The following is a 521-nucleotide window of genomic DNA, read 5'->3' as shown; positions in this document are numbered from 1 at the left end:
ATGCTATATCTTCCCTCATCAACAAAGAAAAAATGACTGACAATGCTACGCTTGATTTGCGTGCGGAACGTTTGAGCGTTGATGATTTTGTAAAGCTTACCAATGAGGTAATGGCTAACAGGTAATTAATTTCACGGCATTTAACTTACTTGTATCACTATAGGTTCTCCCTGCATTTTCTTTACCTGATCGGCCATGCGTTTGATGAACAGGTAGTTTGCTGTGCCTCCAATTACGGCACCTACAACAGGTACCAGGCGTTCGGCAGTGCGGGTGCCTAATACCAGAAGCATTTTTTCAGCTATACCCTCCATCATGGCTTTTGATATGGCAACTCCAGCTTCAACTTTTAGCGAAGTAGCTACCAGCGACATGAACTCCTCATAGCTGATATGGTAACTGCCCCTATTATAGTACAGAATGGCCATAGTTGCCCTAAACTGTTGCGTTATCAGGTTTACAAAATCAATTGGCGTACCGGCAACAAAGGTTATCACGCCGCCGCTGCCCGATATAGCACC

General features: G+C 44.3%; 1 pseudogene. It reads right to left on the bottom strand.

From position 1 onward, the window contains the following. Positions 1-140: 140 nt before the first annotated feature. Positions 141-521 (bottom strand): annotated as a pseudogene (locus AAGC65_RS25300) (hypothetical protein); the annotation flags it as partial.

Origin of the sequence: Mucilaginibacter sp. (assembly GCF_039207105.1) — a bacterium.
Lineage (GTDB): Bacteria > Bacteroidota > Bacteroidia > Sphingobacteriales > Sphingobacteriaceae > Mucilaginibacter.
The sequence above is the reverse complement of the archived record's forward strand: the minus strand, read 5'-3'. Positions and strand labels throughout refer to the sequence as shown.